The organism is Spirosoma aerophilum (assembly GCF_054782495.1).
In genome coordinates, this window is sequence record NZ_BAAGSJ010000013.1 from 476,797 (window position 1) to 498,471 (window position 21,675).

Annotated in this window: 16 protein-coding genes and 1 pseudogene; 10 read left to right on the forward strand and 7 right to left on the reverse strand. The window is 48.2% G+C overall.

The genetic code is table 11. The annotated features are described in order from the left end of the window. The first annotated feature begins 81 nt into the window (after positions 1–81). The 3 genes from porL to porN all read left to right on the forward strand — a co-directional run bounded on the left by porL (position 82) and on the right by porN (position 3,734). Positions 82–900 (forward strand): type IX secretion system motor protein PorL/GldL, encoded by an 819-nt coding sequence (porL, locus tag ACYVK4_RS13540; RefSeq protein ID WP_461128050.1) that lies wholly within the window; start codon positions 82–84, stop codon positions 898–900. Between the two features lie 131 nt (positions 901–1,031). After that, on the forward strand, positions 1,032–2,618 hold the full coding sequence (gene porM, locus ACYVK4_RS13545) for a type IX secretion system motor protein PorM/GldM (protein WP_461128051.1): 1,587 nt from the start codon (positions 1,032–1,034) through the stop codon (positions 2,616–2,618). 57 nt (positions 2,619–2,675) lie between these two features. Further along, positions 2,676–3,734, forward strand: a complete 1,059-nt coding sequence (gene porN, locus ACYVK4_RS13550; RefSeq protein ID WP_461128052.1) for a type IX secretion system ring subunit PorN/GldN — start codon at positions 2,676–2,678, stop codon at positions 3,732–3,734. 52 nt (positions 3,735–3,786) lie between these two features. On the opposite strand, the gene uvrC is transcribed toward porN, so the two are convergent. From uvrC to porW, 3 genes are all read right to left on the reverse strand, one after another. Next, on the reverse strand, positions 3,787–5,595 hold the full coding sequence (gene uvrC, locus ACYVK4_RS13555; protein ID WP_461128053.1) for an excinuclease ABC subunit UvrC: 1,809 nt from the start codon (positions 5,593–5,595) through the stop codon (positions 3,787–3,789). A gap of 134 nt (positions 5,596–5,729) precedes the next feature. Then, positions 5,730–8,087, reverse strand: coding sequence for a penicillin-binding protein 1A (locus tag ACYVK4_RS13560; protein WP_461128054.1), 2,358 nt, complete (start codon positions 8,085–8,087; stop codon positions 5,730–5,732). 108 nt (positions 8,088–8,195) lie between these two features. Further along, positions 8,196–10,448 carry a type IX secretion system periplasmic lipoprotein PorW/SprE gene (porW, locus tag ACYVK4_RS13565; RefSeq protein ID WP_461128055.1) on the reverse strand — a complete coding sequence of 751 codons (2,253 nt, stop codon included), beginning with the start codon at positions 10,446–10,448 and terminating at the stop codon, positions 8,196–8,198. 116 nt (positions 10,449–10,564) lie between these two features. Between porW and ACYVK4_RS13570 the strand changes: the two genes are divergently transcribed. The 5 genes from ACYVK4_RS13570 to atpH all read left to right on the forward strand — a co-directional run bounded on the left by ACYVK4_RS13570 (position 10,565) and on the right by atpH (position 14,009). Continuing rightward, complete coding sequence (locus ACYVK4_RS13570) at positions 10,565–10,840, forward strand: AtpZ/AtpI family protein (RefSeq protein WP_461128056.1); 276 nt, start codon at positions 10,565–10,567, stop codon at positions 10,838–10,840. Positions 10,841–11,272: 432 nt separating this feature from the next. Then, complete coding sequence (gene atpB, locus ACYVK4_RS13575) at positions 11,273–12,394, forward strand: F0F1 ATP synthase subunit A (RefSeq protein ID WP_461128057.1); 1,122 nt, start codon at positions 11,273–11,275, stop codon at positions 12,392–12,394. An 80-nt stretch (positions 12,395–12,474) separates the two neighbouring features. Continuing rightward, positions 12,475–12,732 carry an ATP synthase F0 subunit C gene (atpE, locus tag ACYVK4_RS13580; protein WP_100987219.1) on the forward strand — a complete coding sequence of 86 codons (258 nt, stop codon included), beginning with the start codon at positions 12,475–12,477 and terminating at the stop codon, positions 12,730–12,732. A gap of 235 nt (positions 12,733–12,967) precedes the next feature. Next, positions 12,968–13,462 carry a F0F1 ATP synthase subunit B gene (locus ACYVK4_RS13585; RefSeq protein WP_461128058.1) on the forward strand — a complete coding sequence of 165 codons (495 nt, stop codon included), beginning with the start codon at positions 12,968–12,970 and terminating at the stop codon, positions 13,460–13,462. Positions 13,463–13,469: 7 nt separating this feature from the next. Further along, complete coding sequence (atpH, locus tag ACYVK4_RS13590; protein WP_461128059.1) at positions 13,470–14,009, forward strand: ATP synthase F1 subunit delta; 540 nt, start codon at positions 13,470–13,472, stop codon at positions 14,007–14,009. A gap of 116 nt (positions 14,010–14,125) precedes the next feature. Here atpH and ACYVK4_RS13595 read toward each other — a convergent pair. Both ACYVK4_RS13595 and ACYVK4_RS13600 read right to left on the reverse strand, forming a co-directional pair. Continuing rightward, positions 14,126–15,040: pseudogene (locus ACYVK4_RS13595) on the reverse strand (serine hydrolase). Further along, positions 15,040–15,501 carry a GNAT family N-acetyltransferase gene (locus ACYVK4_RS13600; protein WP_461128060.1) on the reverse strand — a complete coding sequence of 154 codons (462 nt, stop codon included), beginning with the start codon at positions 15,499–15,501 and terminating at the stop codon, positions 15,040–15,042. Before ACYVK4_RS13600 ends, ACYVK4_RS13595 begins: the two are co-directional and overlap by 1 nt. Position 15,502: 1 nt before the next feature. Here ACYVK4_RS13600 and ACYVK4_RS13605 point away from each other — a divergent pair, with 1 nt between their 5' ends. Further along, positions 15,503–16,813, forward strand: coding sequence for a DUF6786 family protein (locus ACYVK4_RS13605; RefSeq protein WP_461128061.1), 1,311 nt, complete (start codon positions 15,503–15,505; stop codon positions 16,811–16,813). Between the two features lie 79 nt (positions 16,814–16,892). On the opposite strand, the gene ACYVK4_RS13610 is transcribed toward ACYVK4_RS13605, so the two are convergent. Next, positions 16,893–17,558, reverse strand: coding sequence for a Rossmann-fold NAD(P)-binding domain-containing protein (locus tag ACYVK4_RS13610; protein ID WP_461128062.1), 666 nt, complete (start codon positions 17,556–17,558; stop codon positions 16,893–16,895). A gap of 74 nt (positions 17,559–17,632) precedes the next feature. Between ACYVK4_RS13610 and ACYVK4_RS13615 the strand changes: the two genes are divergently transcribed. Further along, positions 17,633–20,104: a TonB-dependent receptor plug domain-containing protein gene (locus tag ACYVK4_RS13615; RefSeq protein ID WP_461128063.1), complete on the forward strand. Its 2,472-nt coding sequence runs from the start codon at positions 17,633–17,635 to the stop codon at positions 20,102–20,104. A 50-nt stretch (positions 20,105–20,154) separates the two neighbouring features. Here the strand turns inward: ACYVK4_RS13615 and ACYVK4_RS13620 are convergent, their stop codons facing one another. Next, on the reverse strand, positions 20,155–21,588 hold the full coding sequence (locus tag ACYVK4_RS13620; RefSeq protein ID WP_461128064.1) for a Gfo/Idh/MocA family protein: 1,434 nt from the start codon (positions 21,586–21,588) through the stop codon (positions 20,155–20,157). Positions 21,589–21,675: the final 87 nt, after the last annotated feature.

Here is a 21,675-nt window from a genome sequence, read left to right on the forward strand (position 1 = left end):
TCTGAACAGCACAGTGAACATCCAGCAATAAAACAGTACCCACCCTAGTTAATTACCTATTCCAACCAATAATAGCTTATCATGGCAGCAGCAAAGTCTTCCAGTTTTTTTTGGGATCGTTTAGTACCAACAATCTACAGTGCCGGAGCGGCCGTCGTAATTGCCGGAGCCTGGGCAAAAATTACACACAATGAACAATTCGGCTGGTTACTGACCGCCGGTCTTTTGACTGAAGTTGTTATTTTCCTATTATACGCTATTCAGAGTTTCACCATGCCAGCCGCAACAGGTGATGACGGCTACGCCTGGGAGCGCGTTTATCCGGAATTAGCAGATGATTACAAAGGTGAAGCCCGCAAACCGGCTCCACAGGCTAATGGACTGACGGGTAGCATGGATCAAATGCTGGCTCAGGCCAAGGTGACGCCTGATGTTTTTGAACGTTTGGGTTCTGGCTTCCGCAATTTGAACGATACCGTTTCGAAATTAACGGATCTTACCGATGCTACGGTGGCTACAAATGATTATGCCCGCAACGTAAAATCAGCTTCGTCTTCGATTGGTGAAATGAATAAATCGTATGGTACAGCCATCTCAGCTATGAATTCGATGGCTGATGCTACAACCGATGCGAAAGATTACCGCGATCAATTCCAGAAAGTGACTAAAAACATGGGCGCTCTTAATGCGGTCTATGAACTGGAATTGCAGGATACCAATAAGCACCTGAAGGCCATGAACGCATTCTATGGCAGCTTAACAGCGGCTATGGAGAACATGAGTGATGCCAGCCGCGATACCCAGCAGTTTAAAAATGAGCTGGCAAAATTAACAGGTAATTTGGCCTCCCTCAATAACGTATATGGCAGCATGTTAACTGCCATGCGGGGTAATCAGTAATTTAATCGTAATAAATTACATTGCCGGTTATGGATCAGATAGCTGTAACCGGCAATGTGAACATTACTTTACTCAATAATTTAACCGCTAAGGCGGCCTTTCCACAACTTATATTATTACTACCATAGTTTATGGCAGGCACAAAAGAGACACCCCGTCAGAAGATGATCGGGATGATGTATCTGGTTTTGACCGCATTACTGGCTCTGCAAGTCACGTCGGCCATTCTGGAGAAATTCGTTTTAATTAATAACAGCTTAGAGCAGTCTATTGGAGCCGTCAGCAAGGTCAACCAGTCTACGTTTGATAACATTCGCGGAACGGTTGAGAAGTCTGGTAACCGGGCCGCCGATCTGGCTATTGTCAAACAAGCCGATGAGGTTCGTAAGTTAACGGCTGAAATGAGTGGCGAAATCGATAAGCTTAAAGACCAGATCGTCGATGCCAGTGGTGGTCGCGACGAATCAGGAAATATCAAGAATCTGAGCGAAGAAGAATCGGTGGCGCAAACGATGATTGGCACAAACCGAAATGGTGCTGCCTTCAAGTTGAAAGACCAACTGAACGCTTACGTTGATAATCTTTCCAGACTATCGGGTAACAAATATAGCCCAATGGCACTTGATGGCAAAGATGACCCAATTGCCAGCCGGTCTCCGGATCAGAAGAGAAAAGATTTTGCCGAATTGAATTTTGCCCAAACTCCTGTTCCCGCAGCCCTCGCCGTATTGAGTCAAAAACAGGCGGATGTTCGTCGCCTTGAAGGTGAAGTACTGGATGTACTTGCCAGCAAAGTAGGTGCGCAGGACGTTAAGTTTGACAAGATTATTGCCATGCTCAGCATGGACTCCAAAGTTGTTGTTGCCGGTACGAAGTTTAAAGGTCAGATGTTTCTGGCTGCTTCGTCGTCGGGTATTCAACCGCGCATGAGTCTCAATGGTGGCGCGGTTCGTGTTCAGGATGGACAGGGTATCATTGAGTTTACAGCACAGGGTGGCGCCTACGACAAAAATGGTCTGGCACGTCGGACGTTGACAGGTTCTATTGCTTACCAGACGGCGGCCGGCCTTAAAACCGTTCCTCTTTCGGCTGAGTACTATGTAGCGAAACCATCCTATCAGATTGAAACAGGAACGTTACCTCCATTATACCTGGGATGTGCAAACAAATTGAGCATTCAGAGTCCTCAATTAGGCGCATTGTGGAATCCTTCCTTTTCAGCGGATGGAGCCGCAGTCATCACTTCGGGTGAAAAAGGTAAAATCACTGTTGTGCCGAGTGCCGCCAGCATTTCTCTTAATATCAGCAACTCAGGTAGTCTGTTGGGAACGGAACGTTTTCGCGTAAACAAAGTGCCCCGTCCCACCTTGCAGATTTCTGTTGGGGGTGTACCGGCCAATGATCCTCGTGGAGTACCTGTGTCATCGGCAAGAAGTGTAAAAATTCAGGCAGTAGCTGATCCAAGCTTTGCTGCTTTCTCTCCGGATGATGCTCGTTTTCGGACAACGGGTGCTACTGTATCACTGGTTAGAGGTACCAAGCGTGTTACATTCGTAACTGTAGGAGCAGGTGGTGGTTCAATTGCTTCCTTAGCCGCTGAAGCCCAGCCCGGCGACCGTCTGGTTATCCAGGTTGACGGGGTACAGCGTCAAAACTTTAGAGGTGAAATCAGTGACGTACCCATGGGGAGCCCACTTCAGCAGGTTTCGCTGTATTAGATGTACTAAAGCGGTTTGTTAACCGTTAACATACTGAATTGACAATAACTAGTAGCCATGACACAAAATAGGACGATACGATATGCTGGTGCACTGGCTTTAGCAGCGCTGGCTCTGGCAGGAGGGGAGGCTTTGGCTCAGGAGAAAGCGAACAGTGGCGTTAATGCAAATTCTGTTCGTGGCATTAATGAGAACGACATTATGATGAAGAAGACCCTTTGGCGTCGTATCGACCTGAAGGAGAAACAGAATCAGTCAATGTTCTCGAAGAACAATGAGATCTCCAAATATTTGATTGAAGCCGTAAAGGCAGGGTTGATCGATGCGTACACGAGCGATTCGTTGACGACAAAGATTTCTCCCGAAAAATTCCACGAAAACATGCTGATCCCGAATACGGGAGGAGGCTTGTCGGCGGAAGAGAAAGCTGCTGGCTTTACGGAAGATGGCAAAACCGCCGGAGCTAGCGATGGCTGGGATGCGCCTTCTAAAGACAAGAAAAAGCCAGTTGATGATGGTTGGGGAACGCCCAAAAAAGCGGCAGCTAAGGCTGAACCTGCCGACGATGGTTGGGGAGCGCCCAAAAAGAAAGCTACTGTAGCCAAGAATGCAAAAGGCAAAAAAGGAGCCAAAGCCAAAGTAGTTGAGCCAATTGTAGAAGCGCCAAAAGATACGGTTGCAGCTGCTTCGGCCTTCTCGGGCGATGAATACTTTGCGAAAGAATTGAACATTCTGGAAGTTAAGGAAGATTGGATTTTTGACCGCAAGCGTTCACGTTTGTACTATGATATTCAATCAGTAACTTTATTGCTGCCAGCGGATAAAAACCAGGCAGGTTTTGAAAAGCCCATTGCCTCGTTTAAGTACAAAGATCTGGATAAGCTGTTCCGGTCTGACCCGAAGAAGTTCATTTGGTACAACCCGCAGAACCAGGCGCAACACAAAAATCTGGCTGACGCTTTTGACCTGCGCTTGTTTTATGGCCGCATAACGAAAGTAGCCAACCCGGGAGATACGGATTTGGTAGGTATGTATGGCGATCGTGAAGGTCTGCTGAAGTCTTACCAAACAGAATACGAACTGATGGAGACTGAACATGGTCTTTGGGAATACTAAGAATAAAAAAAGCGGCTTTGAAGCCGCTTTTTTTATGTCTATAGGCTAACGATTACTGCTCAATCGCATCAAAATATTCTTTGAGCTTAAGGGCCCGGTCTTTACCGACGATTTCGGCTACTTCATCAAATGAAGCTTCCCGAATTTTAGTCACTCCCTTAAAGTGTTTTAAGAGTTTCGCTGCTGTTTTTTTGCCAACACCTTCTACGTTTTCCAATTCGCTGATTAAACTGTTGCGACTGCGTTTGTCCCGGTGATACGTAATGGCAAATCGGTGGGCTTCATCACGGATACGCTGGATCAATTTTAGTGATTCAGACTTCTTATCAATATAAAGCGGCAGGTTATCCTCGGGGAAATAGATTTCTTCCAGCCGTTTCGCAATACCAATAATGGGCACTTTGCCATACAGATCGAGAGCTTTCAGGGCATCACAGGCAGCACTCAACTGGCCCTTGCCGCCATCAATAACAATCAAATCGGGTAGGCCGGTGTCCTCCGTTAAAACCCGTGAATAACGACGGGTGACCACTTCGTACATGCTGGCGAAGTCATTGGGTCCAATGACTGTCTTAATTGAGAAGTGACGGTATTCCCTATTTGCTGGTTTTCCGCCAATGAAACAAACCATGGCCGAAACCGGGTTGGTACCCTGAATATTGGAGTTATCGAAGCACTCGATCCGGTTGGGTAATGATTTAAGCTGTAAATCTTGCTTTAAACGAATCAAAACCCGGTCTTTTTTACTGGCGTTGGCGGTCGCTTCGGCCGCTGCCCGATCCTGACGTTCGCGACGGAAGTACAGAACATTCTTGAGCGACATGTCCAGCAACTTCTTCTTATCGCCAATCTGCGGAACCGTCACTTCGGCTTTCAGATCAACATCAAGAGGAATGTTGGAAATGATCTCTTTAGCCTGACTACCATACTGATCTCTAAACTCGATGATCATCATGGCAAGCAAATCAGGGTCTGTTTCATCCAGCTTTTTCTTAATTTCCACCGTGTGGGTCTGCACGATCGTGCCGTTCACCACCTTCATGAAATTGATGTAAGCGGCCGTTTCATCGGAGGCAATTGAAAAGACGTCGGCGTCTGCAATCTTCGGGTTAACAACCGTAGACTTACTTTGAAACCGCTGTAATACGTCCATCTTCTCTTTATACTTTTGTGCCTGCTCAAAGGCTAGATCATTGGCAGCCTCCACCATCCGGGCTTTGAAGTACTCCTGAGCCGGCTTAAGATTCCCTTTCAGAATGTGATGTATCTGCTCAATGTCACTGTTATAATCCTCCTCCGCCTGTTTCCCTTCGCAGGGGCCTTTGCAGTTGCCAATGTGGTATTCGAGACACACTTTGTATTTACCGGCTTCGATATTCTCGGGGGCTAGATTATAATTACACGTACGAATGGTGAATAGCTGGCTGAACATATCCAGCACCGTATACATCGGTTTCAAGTTCGCGAATGGCCCATAAAAAGTGCCCAGCTTACGATCAATTCGTCGGGTGGTAACCACCCGGGGGAAATTCTCATTAGTGACACATACAAACGGGTAGGTTTTGTCGTCCCGAAGGAGAATGTTGAACTTGGGCTGATACCGCTTGATGAGCTGATTTTCGAGCAGCAGCGCATCGAACTCAGTGTGAACGATGGTAAACTCAATTTTTTGTATCTGGCTAACCAATCGTAATGTCTTTCGATCATGGCCTTTCGAGTTGGTGAAATAGCTGCTAACCCGATTTTTTAAGTCTTTAGCCTTTCCAACGTAGATGACCTCCCCCGAAACGTCGAAATACCGATAGACGCCCGGTTCGTGTGGTACCTTGCTTAACTCTGTTTTATAGTCGAATTCAGGCATACTGTTCTACCCGCCGGGATGGCTGGCCAGTTAATGGGCTAGTCGTTAGTTAGTATTAGAAAACAAGTTACGAGGGCTAAAGGTTGCTTTTCGTCAGGCCAAAAAAAGGCCAGCGTGATGCTGGCCTTAACATATTACTGAAGAATCTCGTCTTCATCTTCCGGTACAACTTTGGGTGGAATATACCGCTGAGAAGAGTCTATATGATACCCGCCACAGTCAATTTTGAAATTATTCGGTTTGCGGAATGGCTCAGGTCGGTATTGTGTCAGCGTCGGATCTTTGTAGATCTTTTGCATGTACATGGCCCAGGCAGGCATGGCTAACCGGCCACCCTGACCGAGTTCAATGTTTCTGAAGTGAATGGGGCGATCATCACCACCGACCCACAAGCCGGAAACAAGGTGCTGAGTCATACCCATAAACCAGGCATCTGAATAATTAGATGTCGTTCCGGTTTTTGCGGCAATCTCATTGCCACCTTCCAGCAGTTTGTATTGTGTACGTAACCGCTGAGCCGTACCGTTGGGGTCTTCAACGGCACCCCGCATCAGGTGAAGCATTTCATAGGCCCGATTGGCGCTGATCACCTGTTTTGCATCGGGCGTGAAGTTCTTCAGTACATTTCCGTTTTTGTCCGTAATCTGAATGAGCATCATTGGCCGAACGCGTGTACCACCGTTGGCAAACGCACAATAGGCGGCCACCATTTCGTAGACAGATACGTCGCTTGTTCCCAGGCAAAGGGTTGGATCTTCCCGCAGGTCCTTGCTTTCGATACCCATATCGTGGGCGTACTTGATGACGGCTGCTGCCCGGGTCTTTTTGATCAGCTGCGCACTAACCGTGTTAATAGATTGGCCCAGCGCTTCCCGCAGCGACAAGCTTTGACCACTATAACGTCCCGTCGAATTCTTGGGCATCCAGGGTGGCCCGTTGTTGTTGTCTTCCCCATGGGCAAATACGGTTGGCCGATCTGTAATGTGGCTACAGGGTGTTACAAAGCCCTGATCCATAGCGGTGAGATACACGAACGGTTTAAATGTCGAACCCGGTTGCCGACGACTTTGGCGAACGTGGTCGAACTTCATGTACTTGAAGTTGATACCGCCCACCCAGGCCTTTACATAGCCGTATCGTGGGTCCATCGACATAAAACCTGTGTTGAGCAGCCGTTTATAGTACTTGATTGAGTCTAGAGGACTCATGGTGGTGTCCTTATCGTTTCGCTTGCCACCATACACGAAAACCTTCATTTTAATGGGTTTTCGCATCTCGCGCCAAATGGCGTTCTCATCGTCACCATAAGCCGCCTTGAATTGCTTGTAGCGCGTTGTTCGTCGGGCCACCGATTCAATGAAGCCGGGAATTTCTTTGTATTTTTTAGTTCGGGGATCCTTCTGTACCCATGGATTTCGACCACGCCAGTGTTCATAAAACTTCTTTTGCTGATCGCGCATATTAGCCATAATAGCTTCCTCAGCGTAAGCCTGCATGCGGGAGTCGATCGTCGTATAAATTTTTAGGCCACTGGTGTAAAGGTCAAGCTCCGCACCCGGATTTTCTTCGTTGTACTGCCTGATCCAGCGTTTAATATCATCCCGAATCACCGACCTGAAATAAGCCGCCATCCCCGTATTCTGGTTCTCGACGCTAAAGTCGAGTTTTAACGGTTTGCTTTTGTACGCCTGAAACTGATCTTCAGACAGAAACTTATATTTTTTCATCTGCCCAAGCACCACATTCCGGCGTTCCCGGGTGCGGTCTTCGAAAAGGCGAGGGTTATAAAAGGTCGGGTTTTTGAGCATGCCCACCAATAAGGCGGCTTCGTCTACATTCAGGTTCCAGGGCTCTTTACTGAAGTAGGTTTTGGCGGCTGTTTTAATGCCGTACGTATTGTTCCCGAACGAAACGGTGTTCAGGTACATCATCATAACTTCCTGCTTCGTGTAATTTCGCTCAAGACGTACGGCCAGAATCCATTCCTTTGTTTTGGCAATTATCAGACTGATAACCGGAATATGGCCAAGTACACCCCGTAGTTCTTCCTGGCGGGTGTCAAATAGGTTTTTGGCCGTTTGCTGGGTAAGCGTACTACCACCACCCGAACTCGACGCATCCTTAAAGGTAAGGAAACCACCCACTGCTCTGAATAGCGACCTTGGATCAATACCCGAGTGCTTGATAAAGCGGGCATCTTCCGTAGCCAGCAGGGCAGAGGTTACGTTAGGCGACACCTGCGAGATTTCGATGGGGGTGCGGTTCTCAACGTAGTACTTACCCAGTAACTGGTTATCGGCGGTATATACTTCAGACGCTTCTTCACTTTTTGGGTTCTCAAGCGCTTTGAGGCTCGGCATTCCCCCGAAAAGCCATAAAAAGTTATAACTAACAGCCACCACGTACAAGATCAACAGGATAATACCAAGCAGGGAGTATCGCCAGATGCTGCGGATTATCTTCCGGTAACGGCCAGGAGCAAATTCAATCATTATTGATTCTTTTATTTCAGTTTTTAGTTGGTGCGGTTAAGCGTGCCGGATTACCGGCTGGCCGTTTGCTGCTACATCGATGGCTCGACTAAGAAGCAAACAAGGCTTTTATTTTCGTTTCGCCGTTACCTGGTCGGCAGCGGTCTGCATTTCTTTGACGCGGGGCAGCAGTTGACTGCCCGGATAATCGCGGACAAACTCCGTTAACGCTTTCCGATAATCGTCTACTTCTTTCACCTTGCCAATCAGAATAACACGCAAAAGGGCCAGTTTGTCTTCCAATTGCGTGCCAGCGAAACTGCCTAAGGCATTCTCCGCTTTTGAAAGGGCTTCGGCATTGTTGTTGGCTTTATACAGATCATAAATGGCGGCATAAGCTGCTGAGGCCTTAGCTTCCGAATCGCTCGACTGAGCTACGGCACGACCCGTTAAACGGGCATAAGACGTGTTTGGGAACTCAGCCAATAGTTTATCCTTCCAGGAAGATGTTTTGCCTACTTGCTCATTGGAGAGGTAAAGCAGGTAGTAAACTTCGGGCTTTTGAAGCGTATTCGGATAACGGGTTAATAACTGCTCGAATGTTGGAATGGCGTCGGCAGGCTGATTGAGGTCAAATTTGTACAGCTTGCCCAGCTTATACAAAGCGTTCTCGATGCGCTGGTTAGCCAGCGCCTGCGCTTCCCGGGTGAACGGAATTTTAGCCATCATGGCATCTTTCTGCGCTTTCCGGGAAGACGCCGGACTATTCAGCGCAACCGGTACCGCATTGGCGTCTGCTGGTTGTAAGGGTGCATTTGGGTTGACCGAATTAGCTGGCGAAACCCCATTGAGCGGACTGTTATCCGCGGCAATGGCTCCCGAAGATTCTTTATTGCTGCGTCGCCAGTTGTCTTCAAGCGGCCGGTTTCCCCAGCGAACGGCAAATTCCTGTTTACCCTGACTCAGAGCAATGGGGTTATACAGTACCCAACGTTCATTTGGTTGCAGGTTTGAGTTTGTCGCACCGGGCAATGCGTTGCTGTTCCCACCCTTTGCCCGATCAATAATCTGTTGAGCCAAAGCGGCCTGTGCTTTATCTTCTTTCTCCCGCTGTTCGATAACTTTATCGAGTGCTTTGTCGAGGGCTGCCGGTTCCATTTTGGCCAATACCAGCAGGCTATCGTCTGTCCGGATGGTGGACTTGTACTGAACAAAATCATCGAGCGTCTTTTTGCGGGTCAGCAGGGCTGCATAATCGGGAGATTGCTTGGGCAATAAGGCCAGCGCACTGTCGTAGTAGACCTTCGCCTGTTCGTAATCTGCTTTTTTCTCAAAATACAGCTTTCCAATTTCCAGATAGGTATACGGTACCTGCGTTGTATTAGTGCCTGCTGCCTGAATGGATTGGCTGTAATACTTAATTGCCTTGTCGATACGCCCGCTCCGCGCTTCGAGCAAGCCCATAGTAAAGTAGACTTTATCCTTAAGGTCGACGTTCTTCCGGTCGTTGAGCAGATTTTCAAACGTTTCGGCTGATTGAGCAATTCGCTTCTGGTCGCCGGTTAAGCCATTGCTTTGAATGGCAAACAAATTCGCATAAAAGGACTGATCGTAAGTTGGTCGTGATTTCAATACCTGCCGGTAGTGATCGACTGCTTTGGCAGGCTGGCCAATGAGATCATATAATTGACCTGCAATCAGATGAAGCCGGGCTGTTGACTCGTCCTTTTTTAAGGCCGGAAAGGTGGCGTCCAATATACCAACAGCTGTCGCTAGTTCGCCCTTGCGTTCGTGGAGGTAAGCTTTCGTTAAATAGAAATCGCGGGTGTTGTCTTTGTTGAGCGGCTGATTGCGCAGGTACTCGGCTACGTTGAGGGCATTGGTATAATCGCTCGCTTCGACATAAGCACGCATGAGGCCGACAAGGGCGGTATGCTTATCGTTTTCGTTGGTTCCTTTCGTATTTACATACTTGAAAACCTCGATCGCGTTGGGTAGATCCTGTTTTAACAGGCGGGCGCGACCAATCAGAATATAGGCATTATCGAGCCATTTGCTGTTCTGGTGCCGTTCGGGGATAAGGGACGCTTTTTTGATAGCATCATCCAGTTGCGGTTTCACCGGCTGGATCAGCATGGAGTCGATGGGTAGGAGAATGGGCATCAACTGGTTATAATTCTCCTGCCTTGTCTTAAACAGATACTGTTCTGCCTGACCAATCTGGTCGCGGGCAATCACATAGGCATTAAAGTGAGCCGTCAGGTTGTGATACCCCTTACTCACGGCTTTCGTACTGTATTGAGAACACGACACCAGCCCGCCAGTCAGTAAACAACTGACTGTAACAAATAGAAAGAATGAATTTTGTAAATAGCGGGACATTCGTCAAGAACACGTGGTCACTCGTATTAAAACGTTTCTACACGGGTTGATAATATGGAACCTTAGCCCAAATTAACGAATTTTGCACGGCATATAACACCACAGCGACTAATTCTATGGAAAACTACCCCGACCAACCCGATGCGCAAGACCCAGATAAATGGGGTCGGGGAAACGAGCCAGTAAAAAAAGTAACGGAGAAAACTACTTCGTTTGTGCAGTTCAGTGGTATTGCCTTTCAAATGCTGGGTACCATTGGCCTGGGTGTTTATGCCGGGATGAAAATCGATGCCTGGCAGAATAATCATCGGCCTATCTGGACAATTGTATTATCCCTTATGGCGATTGGTGCTTCACTCTATTTATTCATTCGGCAGTTGACGAAAAAGTAAGATTTTTACATAGTATTTTAACTGCCTTCAGTTATGGCTGACAGCCCAATATGATTCGACTTTTTTTATTTACTTTCATTCTGGCAATTGCATTTTTTTTAGCCGAACGATATTCGGTTACTCCCTGGCTACATGCCAGCTGGAAGGTTCTACTGGTTTTCTTTTTAAGTGTCTCCTTTCTGACACACCGGCTGGTAGAGTCTGGTTTACAGGGCAATCAGGAACGATTGATACCCCTTTACATGGCTGCCACCGTCGGCCGGTTAATCCTGGGATTAGCTTTCGTTGGTTTCTTTTTATTCAACCACGTTGAGGATAGACGAACGTTCATATTGGACTTTCTTGTCCTATATATATCTTATACAGGCTTTGAGATTTGGACGCTTACTCGTAACTTGCGACGCGATTCGTAAAAACGATTTGTCACATCATATGATGCGTTCGGCTATTAATAAGATTTTGTTTGCAACGGCTCTCATTTTGAGTTCGTTAGTAGGTGCCCAGGCACAAGAGCATGCCCACGAGGGTGAAGCGCATGCCAATCAGGAAGGCGAAGCTCACGCCACCAAGGAAAAATTTAATGTGGGAGAAATGATCATGCACCACATTAAAGATGACCACGGCTGGGAGTTGGCTCATGGTGTTACCATTCCGCTGCCAGTTATTTTATACTCGAAAGACCGCGGTCTGGAAGTATTCTCATCGTCGCGTCTGGCACATGGGGCTGAGTATAAAGGCTATAAAACGGAACACGGTAAAATTCACCGGGTAAACGAAGCCGGAACGGTTGATCATGAATCGAAACTCTACAACTTCTCGATCACCAAAAACGTAGCGTCGCTTCTGTTAAGTGCCGTAATTATGCTGCTGATTTTTCCGGCAGTGAGTCGGGGATACGCCAAAAATAGAGGCAAGGCACCTAAGGGTCTCCAGTCGTTTCTTGAGCCAATTATCCTCTTTGTTCGGGATGAAATTGCCAAGCCAAGCATCGGGCCGAAATACACAAAGTACCTCCCTTATCTGCTGACCCTGTTTTTCTTCATTCTGGTTAATAACCTGCTGGGTCTGTTGCCCGGTGCTGCCAACCTGACCGGTAACATCACCGTCACACTGGTATTGGCTGTGATTACCTTCCTGATCGTTACGTTCAGCGGTAACAAGCATTACTGGATGCACATCCTGAAACCGACTGGCGTTCCTGTAGCCTTGCTGCCGATCATGATTCCGGTTGAGATTGTTGGTGTATTCATGAAGCCGTTATCGCTCATGATCCGATTGTTCGCCAATATCACCGCTGGTCACATCATCATCCTGAGCTTGCTGGGACTGATTTTCATGGCCAACAACATGGGTGGTGCTACGACCAGTGTTGCCATCAGTCCGGTTGTACTCTTCTTTACCCTGTTCCTGAACCTGATCGAATTGCTGGTTGCCTTCCTGCAGGCTTTCATCTTCACGCTGCTGACAGCCATGTACATTGGCAGTGCTGTTGAAGAACACCACGAAGCGGATCATGGCATTGGCTATGAAGGTACTACGTCAGAATTAGGGTAACCCTGGTGTTATCTGATCGTTTCAGATTATCGATTTTCAATTGCAATCTTTTGTTTCACTAATAAATACGTTTGAAGTTTATGTTCGCAATGTTGTTTTCTCTGCTGTTAGAAGCTACGGGTAGTGTTTCGGTTATGGGTGCTGCTATTGGTGCCGGTTTAGCCGCTATCGGAGCTGGTCTGGGTATCGGTAAAATTGGTGGTAGTGCCATGGAAGGTATTGCCCGTCAGCCAGAAGCGGCTGGTCGTATCCAAACTGCCATGCTGATCATCGCGGCTCTGATCGAGGCCGTAGCTCTGTTCGCAGCTGTTATTTGTCTGCTGGTTGCTACGGCTTAATAAAGCCCGACCTGGCAGATGCTAAGTTTGAGCAGGCTGGTTGCATTAGGCACTGGCATCCCTGCTCGCCTGATTAAAGGAAAACGTTCGCCCGTTTGGGGTTGCCGACGGGTGAACGTTCTTCAACAAAAGATTGAATGCTTTTAAGCAGTACGTTGAACATACTTCGGTAGGTTAGTACACAAGAACTTTAACATCAAAACTTGAAATCAGCCGCTCACGCGGTCGTAAATCCATGGATTTGCTCACACCCGATCTTGGTCTTTTATTTTGGCAGGTAGTGGTTTTCCTCGGCCTGTTTCTTATTCTGCGCGCTTTTGCCTGGAAACCCATCACAGAAAGCCTGAGCGAACGCGAAAACAATATTCAAAGTGCGCTTGATCTGGCCGAAAAGACCCGGCTCGAAATGACAGCACTGAAAGCCGATAACGAAAAGTTGCTGGCCCAGGCCCGTACCGAACGCGATGCTATCCTGCGGGGTGCTAAAGAAGCTGCCGACAAAATGGTAGCCGATTCCCGTGAAAAAGCCGCTATCGAAGGGCAACGTATTCTGGAGCAGGCTCGTGAGTCGATGCAGAACGAACGCCAGGCACTCATCGCCCAGATGAAAAAAGAAGTCGTCACCCTTTCGCTCGACATTGCGGAGAAAGTGCTTCGTAAAGAACTGAGCGACAAGTCATCGCAGGAGAAACTGGTGACGGATCTAGTCTCTAATTCACACCTAAACTAATTCGATTATGGCAGTTGCTACTGTTGCCGCCCGCTACGCCAAATCGCTGTTAGATCTGGCGCAGGAACAAGGCCTGACCGAGACCATGTATAAGGACATGATGTTCTTCAAAAATACAGTGGCCCAAAGTCGGCCATTGATGTTGATGCTGAAGAACCCCATCGTTCGTGCTGAAAAGAAAAGTGCTGTGATCAAGGCGGCCTTCACCGGCCGGGTTAATCCGGTGACGATGGCTTTTTTTGAGATCATCGCTAAAAAGAATCGGGAAGGGATCATGGATGCCATCGCCGACGAGTTCGTTAGCCAGTATGACAAATTGAAAGGTGTTCAGCGGGCAAGTGTTGTTACAACGGTGCCATTAACCGCTTTGCAGCGCGATCAATTTAAAGCCATGGTTATGAAAACGACTGGTTGTAAACTGGTTGAGCTCGAAGAAAAGCTGGATTCAAACCTGATTGGCGGATATGTTCTGAAACTTGGCGATCGTCAGGTTGATGGTTCAATTCGCAGCCAGTTGAACGATCTGCGATTGAAGTTTCTGAATTAAGATAAATAGACCGCAGCAGGAATCCACTGAATTCATTATTCCGGGCTTCCATACGTGGTACTTAAACATAAGAAAGCCGGTTCTTCTTTTGACGAACCGGCTTTTTGTTTTACCAACTACCACCATTTTTCATAGCCTTCGGCTGGCTTCCAGTTGGATTTGGGTTCAAAATGGTGCCACAGAATAGCAGAAACGGAGCGTAATAGGGCAAACCCTTCATTGGCTCGTTCCCAGCTCTCATCCTGCTGGTTTTTGGTGATGACACAGTATACGTATTCACCGTGTGGTGCGTGCACGAACACAACCTCCGATCGTGACTGATTGACAGCTCCGGTCTTACAGGCTGTCTTAACCTCGGGTGGAATTTGGGATAATCCATCATTATCCCAGAACTGACGGCCCAGATTTCGATACATTTCTTCGCTGGCATCCGGGCTAACGGCGCGCCCCTGCCGTATGTGTGTCATCAGATCGGCCATTTCGCGGGGGGTAGTTTGTCCCCAGCCATACTGGGTTCAGTTGCCCTCACGACCGGGCGTTCTGGAGTTGACCCGCGTCTGGTGAAAGCCGTTTGTTTCCAGCCAGGCGTTGATTGCTGCCCCGCCCCCGGCCAGCGCCTGACACCACAGACTTCCGGTGTTGTCACTCACCGTCTCCATGAGCATAACCACTTCATTGAGTGGTATTTTGGCTCCATCCCTAAGCGAACCGACAATGCCATCATCGTAATGCAGCGAATCTTTATAAATGAGCGGCTGATCGTATTTTAACTCGCCTTTATTAATCTTGTCAAATAACCCGCACTGAATCGGAACTTTAATAGTGCTGGCAGTAGGGAAAAGGGTATCCGCGTTGATAGCCACGGTTTTGCCAGTTCGAAGATGTCGAACATAAATACCCGCCTTGCCTTTAAAACCGGCAAAAACCGTCCTGATTTTGCGCTCAAGTGCGGCATCGTTTGACGGGAAAGTCTGACCTGTACTGTAAAACGAACAAAGGAGAAAGAGAAAGAAAAAATTCGTTGTGCGCATTAATAAGAGAGAGGTTTAACTAATTTGATATGTGTCGGGGAGAAGGCTTCCCGTTCGTAAAATCGAATGGTATCAGTACGTTTCCGGTTAGTTGTTACTTCGAGATTGACGAAGTTTTCCTGTTTTGCCAGGGTATTGAGTGCTTCAATGAGTTGATGGCCGATCAACTGATTTCGAACCTCGGGGCGTACGAACAATTCCTGTATTTCGCCCACCTTGCCCGTATGATGCAATAAATGCTGAACATGACAGCTGACAAAGCCAAGTACCGCTCCCGACTGTTCGGCTACTAAATAATAAATTAAGGGGTTTTGAAGATTAGTAAGAAAAACCGTAGCAAAGGCATTCTTATCAAGCGTAGATTCTTCCAGTGAACAGATGAAGTCATAAATAAACGGCGCGTCGCTTTCTAAAGCAGGGCGAATGGTAATGTCAGTGCGTAAAGTAGATTGACCAGGCACAATGATTTATAGCCTTATACGGCTCAGGGCTAATGAGAAGCTCAAGTTCGGTATTTTTCGTCAGGCTACTTACATGATCATGTACAAAACCATCACCTTTGTTTTCGTTTGCTTACTATCGGCCTGTTCGGGTCGAAAATCTGAAACAAACACTGCACAAACCAATACATCATCCTTGGAAAGCCAATCATCTGTCAGCAACGAAAGCAGCCCATTTGTTAAAGACCGCCAGTTTTTGAAAGAACATCACCCTGATTTGGTTGAATTACGAAATGGTGACGCCCAGGCACTTATTTGCCCGGCCTATCAGGGACGGGTCATGACAAGTAGCGCCGACGGGAAAGCCAGCTATGGGTGGATTAATTACGACCTCATTAAATCGGGAAAATTGCTTCCGCACATGAATGCTTTCGGGGGCGAGGATCGGTTCTGGCTCGGGCCGGAAGGCGGACAGTTTGCTCTGTATTTTAAAAAGGGCGACCCCTTCGATGCTGATCACTGGCAAACCCCGGCAGCTATTGACTCCGAACCGTTTGCCCGTACCAACAGCACAGAAACCTCTGCTACGTTTACCCGTGATGTAGCGCTGACGAACTATACAGGAACGCGGTTTGACATAGGTATAGAGCGTACGGTCCGTCTCTTGACCAACGAACAGATTGCCCGCCAGCTATCCGTCACGATAGATTCACTGAAGATTGTTGGTATCCAATCAGACAATAAAATTACCAATAAAGGAAAGCTTGCCTGGACTACGGAGACCGGTATGCCGTCTATCTGGATCCTGGGCATGATGAACGCATCGCCCAAAGCAACTATTATTGTCCCTTTCAAACCGGGCGATGGTCAGCCCATCAACGATGCCTACTTTGGGAAAGTACCTTCTGAGCGATTAAGAACCGGAAAAACGTCGGCTTTATTCACGGCCGATGCCCGTTACAGAAGTAAAATAGGGGTGTCGCCCGATCGGGCGACCGGCTGGATTGGTAGTTATGATCCCACAACCCGGACCTTGACGCTGGTGACGTATGATGTTGATCCGACGAATCAACAATACGTAAATTCGGCCTGGGAGCACCAGAAAGAACCTTTCTCGGGTGATGTTATAAACGCCTATAACGATGGCCCTATGAAGCCGGGCCAGTCTCAGATGGGACAATTTTATGAGCTGGAGTCCTCTTCGCCAGCCGCCAGATTAATGCCTGGGTCTCAACAAACGCATCGGCATACAACGTTTCATATCCAGGGTTCAGAAGCGTCCCTGACTAAGCTCGCCAGACAATTTTTAGCCACTGACCTGTCACAGTTATAAAGTCGTTCGTGAGTTCGTTTCGAGGTAAGCGTGTAGTGGCTGGCTAAATTGGTTTTCGGGAGATACAGGAATCTTTCGTTTAAAAGTCCTGTAGCGCATCAGATTCGAAAATATGTTTGCCGGTTAAATTCTCCTGAGCGGTGACCAGCATGGCATTGGCTACTCTGGCTGCTTCAATAGCTCTATACCTGGCAGGAATCAATGGTTTGAACAGGCGCATGGCCCCTTCGGCAATCCGTTCGCCCAGACGGGTTTCCTGCTGACTGCCTGTCGACCGATTGCCCAGCAGGAGAGAGGGTCGGAAAATGAGTAAGGTGGGAAAGGATAACAAAGCCAGATCGCGCTCCACTTCACCTTTTACCCGGTTATAAAAGAAAGAGGATTCACTATCAGCCCCCATCGATGTTACAATAGAAAACTGTTGTGCCCCATTCGCCAAACTTAACCGGGCAATGTCAAGCGGATATTTATAATCTACTTTTTGAAACGCATCTTTCGAACCCGCCTTTTTCATGGTTGTGCCGAGACAGCAAAATATATCATCAGCCTGAGTCAGCAGCCCATTCGGATGATCGAAGTCAAACTGAACCTCCTGTAGACGAGGATGCTGCCAGCCTAATGATTTACGAGCGAGTACTTTAACCGTAGTATAAACCGGCGATTCGACAAGTTGATGGGTTAATAAATTACCAATGAGGCCTGTTGCACCGATTACCAGGGCCGTTTTTTGAGTGGGTTTAGTCATGTTTAAAAGAGGGTATTTTGCTAAATTAGTCACTCCATACATAAGGGAAGGCACTATCCACAAAATTCTAATTTATGTATTCGACTGATTTTCGCGTAGCGCGGCTGTTTAGTTTACTCATCGTTACATTTTTCATCTCATTTCGTTCGGATGATGATGAATTTATTAAACGATTACTTGAACAGTTTCGTAACTACAGCCGACAGCAACCCATCGAAAAAGTTTACATTCATACCGACCGGGATACCTATCTGACTGGTGAAACCGTGTGGCTGAAAGGGTATATCGTTAATGGCAATACCCAGGAGGCAGATACCATTAGTGGTGTAGTATACGCTGATCTGGTTGATAACAATACAAAACGGGTTCGTCTGCACACTCAGCTGCGGGCTACGGCCGGGTACGCACCTGGTCAATTCGTCTTAGCCGATTCCGTGCCTGCGGGTTCCTACCAACTTCGCGCCTACACCAACTTCATGCGGAACTACCCGGAGGCTTATTACTTTTCGAAGACCCTGACAATTTTGAGTACGGAAACCAACAAAATCAACGATGGTGTACAGTCAACAGCAACACGACCCGACGTGCAGTTTTTACCCGAAGGGGGCCAGTTAGTGAACGGCCTGACCAGTCGGGTTGCGTTTAAGGTCATCAGCACGACAGGTCAGGGAATAAATACGAAGGGGTTTGTGCTGGATGCGAAAAAAGATACGGTCATCGGCTTTTCAACGACCCATTTGGGTATGGGCTATTTCATGCTTAAACCCGAAGCCGTTCAAACCTATACCGCCTATATCTATCTGGCCAATGGAACGCTGGCTGCTTACCCAATACCTGCCGCGCAGGAAAAGGGGGTGGTGATGCAGGTAGAAAACCAGACGAATAAAGATAATGTGCTAGTGTACCTGTTGCACAACAGGGAGTCTTCAGATCCATCCGCAAACCTGACACTCATCGCACAGGCTAAAGGAGACATTATTCAGACAGCTAAAATACCAGTCAATCGAAAGTCAGCGATGGTGCGTTTGCCCCGTGAGCGGTTTCCGGAGGGAATAGTCCAATTGACCGTTTTCGATGAAACCCACAAACCGGTTTGTGAGCGCCTGGTGTTCATTGACAAGAATGAGCAAATGAACGTGAATGTCGTGGCGGACAAAGCAACGTATAAAAATCGTGAACAGGTTACCCTAACCCTTTCGACTACCAGCGAAGAAGGTAAACCTGTTCCGGCTAACTTGTCGCTGGCTGCCGTCGATAACCGATTAGCCCCGGAAACGGATTCGAATGGAACTACGATTCGATCGCACCTCTTATTGACCTCCGATCTGGTGGGCGCTGTGGAACAACCGGATTACTATTTCAATCCCGACAAAAAAGACCGTCGGCTGCATCTGGATATTTTATTGATGACACAAGGCTGGCGACGCTTTACCTGGGCTGATGTAATTTCGGGCACCGTTCCACCCCTAAAATACCCCGTTGAAAAGGGGCTATCCCTGACAGGACGAGTTTTGAGGCCTAATAATAAAGACATCGGTGGCAAAGTTAACCTCACCTTTATTATCGTTCGGAAAGACAGTACCCGGCAAATTCTGGCTGGTGAATCAGATGAGGCCGGAAACTTCTGGGCCTATGACCTGGACTTCACCGATACAACAACCGTTTTTATTCAGGGGGTGAAAGGGACAGCCAATCGAAACCTGGTTATCTCGCTCGATCAACTGCTCAAACCAACCGTTACCTTTATTCGGTCACCCTACAACCCCATCGAGTTTAATCGCGATGACTATGATGAATTTATCCGGCGAACGAAAGAGTACCAGGAAATAGAGCGCCAAATAAAACGAAATGGAGAGGTATTGTTGCAGACGGTTACCGTGAAGGCCAAAAAATATGTGGAGCGGGATTCGCGGGTTATTTATGGGACACCAGACGCCACCGTTAAATTTGATCAGATGAATACCGCTGGCCGAATGACAATTCTGGATGTTATTCAGGGGCGTATACCGGGCGTGCAGGTAACGGGGAATGGGCTGAGTGCCAAAGTTCAGATCCGGGGTGCCGTCAACTTTAATGGCCCTGTAGAACCGCTGTTTGTACTGGATGGTATGCCCATGTACTTGCAGTCGATCATGGGCGTTTCGGTACAGGACGTAGACCGGGTCGATGTGCTGAAGGGAGCGTCGGCAGCGATTTACGGATCACGGGCATCGGGTGGTGTTATTTCCATCTTGACCAAACGAGGAAAGTCGGTCGACGATCTTCCCAAAGTGGCTCCTCCGGGTACGCTACTGGCTAAGTTACCCGGCTATGCCCCTATTCGTGAGTTTTATGCACCCCGGTACGATGTTAAAAAGCCGGAGCACATCCGGCCCGATTACCGAACCACCCTTCATTGGGCGCCTATGATTCAAACGGACAAAGATGGGAAAGCAACAGTTTCGTTCTTTGCCTCCGATGCCAAAACAACCGTGCGGATTCGGGTAGAAGGCGCCACGGTATCGGGAATGCCGGGTGTGGGAAAAACTACCATTCGTGTTGATTAAAAAAGGGGCTTCAATACGTTGAAGCCCCTTTTTTAATCGAATCCAAAAGTTTAAACGGCACCCAGAATCTTCATGTTGATAGGGTCCCAACTGACAGCCCGCTTCTGGGCAAAGCTCATGTTGCCGCACTGAGTTGGTCCGCAGGCGCGCAGCCCGAAGGTGGCGTCTTCTACGTTTGGCGTTTGCGACCGGACCGAGCTGAAGAAGTTGACAAAGTGCTCATACCGGTCTCCCTTGTAATCTTTTGGGAATGAATATTTGAACTCTTTGGGCCCTTCCAGTTCAGGGCGTGAAGGATATAACTTGTTGTATTCCTTCACATACATCTCCTTCTGGTCTTTCGGGAAGTTATCAATGGACATGCCCGGTGCCTTTGGGAACTTGTTCCGGTGAACGGTCAGGCTATCGAAGCCGAGGGACAAGTCGCCCTCCGTACCCACGATCCGAACCAGGTAATTACCACCTCCACCATCCACGAAGTTAGATCGGGTGGTCAGGTTAAACTCCGGATGTTCGGCCGTTTTGGGGTAATCGTAAATGCTAAGCTGAATATCCGGGACATCCCGACCGTCTTTCCAGTATCGGGTGCCTCCGCTCGAATACACACGATTTGGCCCTTTCGAACCCGTAATGCAGTGCAGGGAGGTCAGCAAGTGAACATAGAGATCACCCGCAATGCCGGTACCATAGTCCTGGTAGTTGCGCCACCGGAAAAAACGGAGTGGGTCCCACGGCCGTTTCGGGGCGCTGCCCAGGTAGGTGTCCCAGTCAACGGTTTGGGGCGATGCATCCGGCGGAATTGAATATTGCCAGGCGCCCTGTGCACTATGGCGGTCGTAGATGGCTTCGGCAAAGACAAGTTCCCCGATATCTCCTGCCTTCAGGATCTCGCGCGCTTTGGCAATCAGCAGCGAGCTGGCAAATTGGCTACCTACCTGAAAGACTTTACCCGTTTCTTTCGATACCTTGATCAGTGTATGGCCATCTTCAACTTTCTGGACCATCGGTTTCTCGCAGTAGACGTGCTTCCCTTTCCGCATGGCATCGGACGATATTTTTTCGTGCCAGTGATCGGTGGTCGCGTTGATAATGGCATCGACGTCTTTCCGTTCCAACAGCTCGCGGTAATCTTTGGTAACGGAAAGGCCGTCGCCCCAGAGTTCTTTGGCCCGGCGCAAACGACCATCATACAGATCGCAGGCGGCAACCATTTCAATTCCGTCGACCATCAACGCCGTTTGCGTATCGCCGATACCCATACCACCCGTGCCGATAAGCGCAAGACGGATTTTGTCGTTAGCGGCCGTGCTGGAGTGACTGCGCACCAGGTTGAGGTATTGCGGAATACCCTTTGAACTGGTTTCGGCAAAGGCAGCAGGAGCAGTGGCGGCAGCCGTGCCAGCCAAACCAAGGGTCTTCAGAAATGACCGCCGGGATTTATTTTCCTGGCTGTCTGACGAAGTCTCTCGTTGTTTATCGTTCATAGCAGAAACAGATTGGGGGTTGAAAACCCACTTAATAAGAAGCGAAGTTGTAAGTATAATTAAAAAGAACACTCAATCCACTTTCTC